This window comes from Pseudomonas sp. PA-6-3C (assembly GCF_021605825.1).
Taxonomy (GTDB): domain Bacteria; phylum Pseudomonadota; class Gammaproteobacteria; order Pseudomonadales; family Pseudomonadaceae; genus Aquipseudomonas; species Aquipseudomonas edaphica.
In genome coordinates this window covers 1-3,822 of sequence record NZ_WKDV01000088.1, presented here as the reverse complement: position 1 = coordinate 3,822, position 3,822 = coordinate 1, and the positions used below count along the sequence as shown (strand labels likewise).

Below are 3,822 nucleotides of genomic sequence, written 5' to 3'. Positions count from 1 at the left end.
GCGATAGCGGTGGGTCAGGGTTAGATGTGCGTCCTGACCCACCGCTATCGCAGCGATGCGGCGACCCGACAAGCCAGCTCCCACATTTGATTTTCATTGCATGAAAAAGGGTCTCATACCACCAACCGCTCCAACGCCTCGCGCAACTTCCCCGCAATTGCCACCGGCTGGTTCGATGCCCGATCCACAAACACATGCACAAAGCGCCCCGCCGCACTGGCTTCGTCCTCGCCGGCCTTGAACACCGCCAACTCATATTGCACCGAGCTGTTACCAAGCTTTCCAACCCGCAGGCCGATATCCAGGCGATCCGGAAACGCGATCGAGGCGAAATAATCGCACGCCGAACTCACCACAAACCCCACCACCTCACCGTCATGAATATCCAGCCCACCTTCTTCAATCAGGTAGGTATTCACCGCCGTGTCGAAAAAGCTGTAATAAGTGACGTTGTTCACATGGCCATACACATCGTTGTCGTGCCAACGCGTGATGATCGGCTGGAAGTGACGGTAGTCGGCGCGTTGCGGCATTGAGTCAGGCATGGGCGGTTCTCTGGAAAGTGGGTTTACAGATCATTCAGGTGGGCTTGCGCCCACTCACGCACCTCGGCGTATGGGTAGTCCTCCAGCGCAGCAAAACCCGGTATGCCCCGCGCCTTCAGCTTGGTAAACAGCGGCACGCTGATACCGCCGAGAAACCGCGCCAGCCGTTCCGCTTCTGGCAGGTTCGTGGTGTGTTCATGATGCCTGTGGATAAAATCACCGCACAGCCCCATGAAGTTTTTATCCACAAGTGGCGGCAAACTCGGCGGCGGCGGCAAATGTGCGACGTGGCCGTGGCATACCGAACAATGCCCGCAGCGTTGAGGGGCATTTTCATCACCAAAGTACTTGGCCAGACGCTGCCCCAGGCAATGCTCGGTAGCAAAAAGCTCGAGCATGGCGTGGATCCGCGCCACTTCCGTCACTTCATGGTGCTTGAAGCCTGTGTATAACTCGGCGCTCAGCACCCGTGGATCAAAGTCGGTATCGAGCAGGCTGTAGACCTCGGTCATCTGCTTGCTTTCCAGCTCAATCAGGCCCTGTTCCTGGAAGTAGTCCAGCGCCTTCACCACCCGGCTGCGCTCGGCATTGTGCTGTTGGTACAGCGCATCGAAATCCACCGTCGCCCAGGTTTTGGCGCGTTTACATACCTGGATGATCGCCGCGACAAACTGCTGCCGCTCGCCGGAAAACCGCGCCAGCAACGCCTCGGGCTCGATCAGGTATTTGAAGCGGTATTCGGCGTAAAACGCATAACGCGGTGCGATCACACCCTTGAGCTCCAACTGCACCAGCAGCGTCTTGAGCGGCAGCTCGCGGATGTTGCTGTGGTCCGACAGCGACCTCAGCAGGAACTCCCACTGGCCCTCGCTTCGCGCCGCCTGCAACTCCTCCAGTACACGGCGAATGCCCTCCTGCTCCGGCGTATCGCCATACACAAAGTTTTCCAGCACATTGAGGCTGTCGCGGTTGGCCAGCACCAGGCAATCGGACGGCTGTCCATCACGCCCGGCGCGGCCGATTTCCTGGCTGTAGTTCTCGATAGACTTGGGCAGGTCGAAGTGCACCACGTTGCGAATATCACTCTTGTCGATGCCCATGCCGAACGCGATGGTGGCAACAATGCAATTGGAGCGCCCGCCCATGAAACGCTGTTGGATACCTTCGCGTTTATCGTGGGGCAACCCGGCGTGATACGCCTCGGCCTGGATGCCATTGCGGTTCAGGTGTTCGGCAATCTGCTCGGCGGTTTTTTGCAACGTGACGTAAACGATGCTCGGCTGATTGGCCCGCGCGCTCATCCACTCGACCAAGCGCCGGCGTTTGTCGTGGCCGCTCACCGGCTCTACCAACAAGTTGAGATTGGGCCGGTAGAAGCCCGTGGTGATCACATCATCCGGCGCAATGGCGAACTTGGCCTGCATGTCGGCAATCACCTTGGGCGTGGCTGTAGCCGTCAGCAGCAGCGCTTGTGGGATATTGAACTGGCGCTGGTAGTCCGGCAGCTTCAGATAGTCCGGGCGGAAGTTGTGGCCCCATTCGGAAATACAGTGCGCCTCATCCACCACCAACAAGGAAATCTGCACGCTTTGCAGGAAGTTACGGAAGCGCTCGTTCTTTAAGCGCTCCACGGAAATCATCAAAATCTTCAACTCACCCGAACGCGCGCGGGTCATCACCTCATTGGCATCTTCACGGCTCTGCGCCGAATCGATACTGCCAGCAGAAATGCCATGGCGCTGCAGGAAACCCAACTGGTCCTGCATCAGCGCCAACAGCGGCGACACCACCAGCGTCAGGTGCGGCAACAGCACCGCCGACAGCTGATAACACAAAGACTTGCCGGAACCGGTGGGAAAAATAGCTGCAGCCGAACGACCGGCCAGCACCGCGCTGATCGCGGCCTCCTGGCCCAAACGAAACTGTGGATAACCAAAGACCTGTTGGAGGGTGTTGTGCATAAGCTGTCACTCCATTGACCGCTGAACGAGTCAAAAACATAGACCAGCGATCAGTAAAAGGTCGGGGATAAACGCTACAAACTGATACAGAGAAAACCAGCAAGACCGCGCAAAAATGCAGACAGTAGCACGCTTGATTACAAGCCCCGACAAGGAGTCGTGAATGTCTCGCATGCCACCGTTTTCTTTGCTCCTCGCAATGCCCTTGCTGCTGATGGGCTGTGCAACGCCGCCGAAACCCACTTCCGAGCAACTGGCCGTGCATGCCTTTGAAACGCCCGAAGACTTCTCCGCAAATGCACTGCCTATCGTCAAGGCATCCACTCTCTATGCCCAGTTGATCCCCATGCAGTCAGGCGACGAACGTCCCATGACCCCGTCCTGACTGATCGTTCCTCACGCTCTGCGTGGGAATGCCGCCTGGGACGCTCCGCGTCCCACCTCCGCGCACGGCTTTAAGCTTGGGCATTGGTGACGCAGAGCGTCACGGGCGGCATTCCCACGCAGGAGCGTGGGAACGATCTAAGTGGTTAAACCATACGTTTATTGCTCGAAATTACGCTGACTTCTAAGGTTCGCTCCGTCGCTATCAATATGACCCCGTCCTGACTGATCGTTCCGCACGCTCTGCGTGGGAATGCCGCCCGGGACGCTCCGCGTCCCACCTCCGCGCACGGCTTTAAGCTTGGGCATTGGTGACGCAGAGCGTCACGGGAGGCGTTCCCACGCAGGAGCGGGGGAACGATCAGGAAACCTGTGGGAGTCGGGCTTGCCCGCGATGGCGGTGTGTCAGGCAGGGAAATATTGCCTGACACACCGCCATCGCGGGCAAGCCCGACTCCCACATTGGCTGGGTGTTGCCAAAAAATCACTGTCAAACCGAAAATTCCGGAAAGCTTTGTGGGAAGCAGACAAACACCGTGTAGTCCTCTTCCCAAACTGATCAAAACACCTGCCAAGCCCTCTACATAACCTCCCTTCACATGACCGAAACTAGTGACCTCTCAACTGTCCCGGCAAAAACCGTGAACATCGAAAGGACTCAACGATGGTCGACTACAGCTCTTGGGGCTCGCTCCTCATTCTTATTGCCCTTACTGTCCTGCTCGATAGTAAGTTGAAGCATCCCGAGCTCAGAAAATGGTTCGGACTGGCCCTCATCCTCACCGGACCAATGCTTCTAATCGTCGCCACTTCCTGGCTGAGCGAATTACAATTCGACAGTCTTCCGACATTCGCCTTTATCATTGGCATCCGTCTCTTTTTCACCCGAAACAAATTCCGCCGCCAACGCAACCCTCCCCCTCACCCACTCC

Annotated in this window: 3 protein-coding genes and 1 pseudogene; 2 read left to right on the top strand and 2 right to left on the bottom strand. The window is 57.4% G+C overall.

The window, feature by feature from the left end; all coding sequences use genetic code 11:
* Positions 1-113 precede the first annotated feature (113 nt).
* Both GIW48_RS29520 and GIW48_RS29515 read right to left on the bottom strand, forming a co-directional pair.
* Positions 114-545, bottom strand: coding sequence for an acyl-CoA thioesterase (locus GIW48_RS29520; RefSeq protein WP_017135378.1), 432 nt, complete (start codon positions 543-545; stop codon positions 114-116).
* 23 nt (positions 546-568) lie between these two features.
* Positions 569-2,506 carry a RecQ family ATP-dependent DNA helicase gene (locus tag GIW48_RS29515; RefSeq protein ID WP_236460970.1) on the bottom strand — a complete coding sequence of 646 codons (1,938 nt, stop codon included), beginning with the start codon at positions 2,504-2,506 and terminating at the stop codon, positions 569-571.
* Between the two features lie 163 nt (positions 2,507-2,669).
* Between GIW48_RS29515 and GIW48_RS29510 the strand changes: the two genes are divergently transcribed.
* Both GIW48_RS29510 and GIW48_RS29505 read left to right on the top strand, forming a co-directional pair.
* On the top strand, positions 2,670-2,891 hold the full coding sequence (locus GIW48_RS29510; RefSeq protein ID WP_236460971.1) for a hypothetical protein: 222 nt from the start codon (positions 2,670-2,672) through the stop codon (positions 2,889-2,891).
* 663 nt (positions 2,892-3,554) lie between these two features.
* Positions 3,555-3,822, top strand: a pseudogene (locus GIW48_RS29505) (DUF1493 family protein); the annotation flags it as partial.

What these genes read in the sequence shown, in the direction of transcription:
- GIW48_RS29520 (WP_017135378.1), bottom strand. Translation starts at nt 545, where the DNA reads ATGCCTGACTCAATGCCGCAACGCGCCGACTACCGTCACTTCCAGCCG.
- GIW48_RS29515 (WP_236460970.1), bottom strand. Translation starts at nt 2,506, where the DNA reads ATGCACAACACCCTCCAACAGGTCTTTGGTTATCCACAGTTTCGTTTG.
- GIW48_RS29510 (WP_236460971.1), top strand. Translation starts at nt 2,670, where the DNA reads ATGTCTCGCATGCCACCGTTTTCTTTGCTCCTCGCAATGCCCTTGCTG.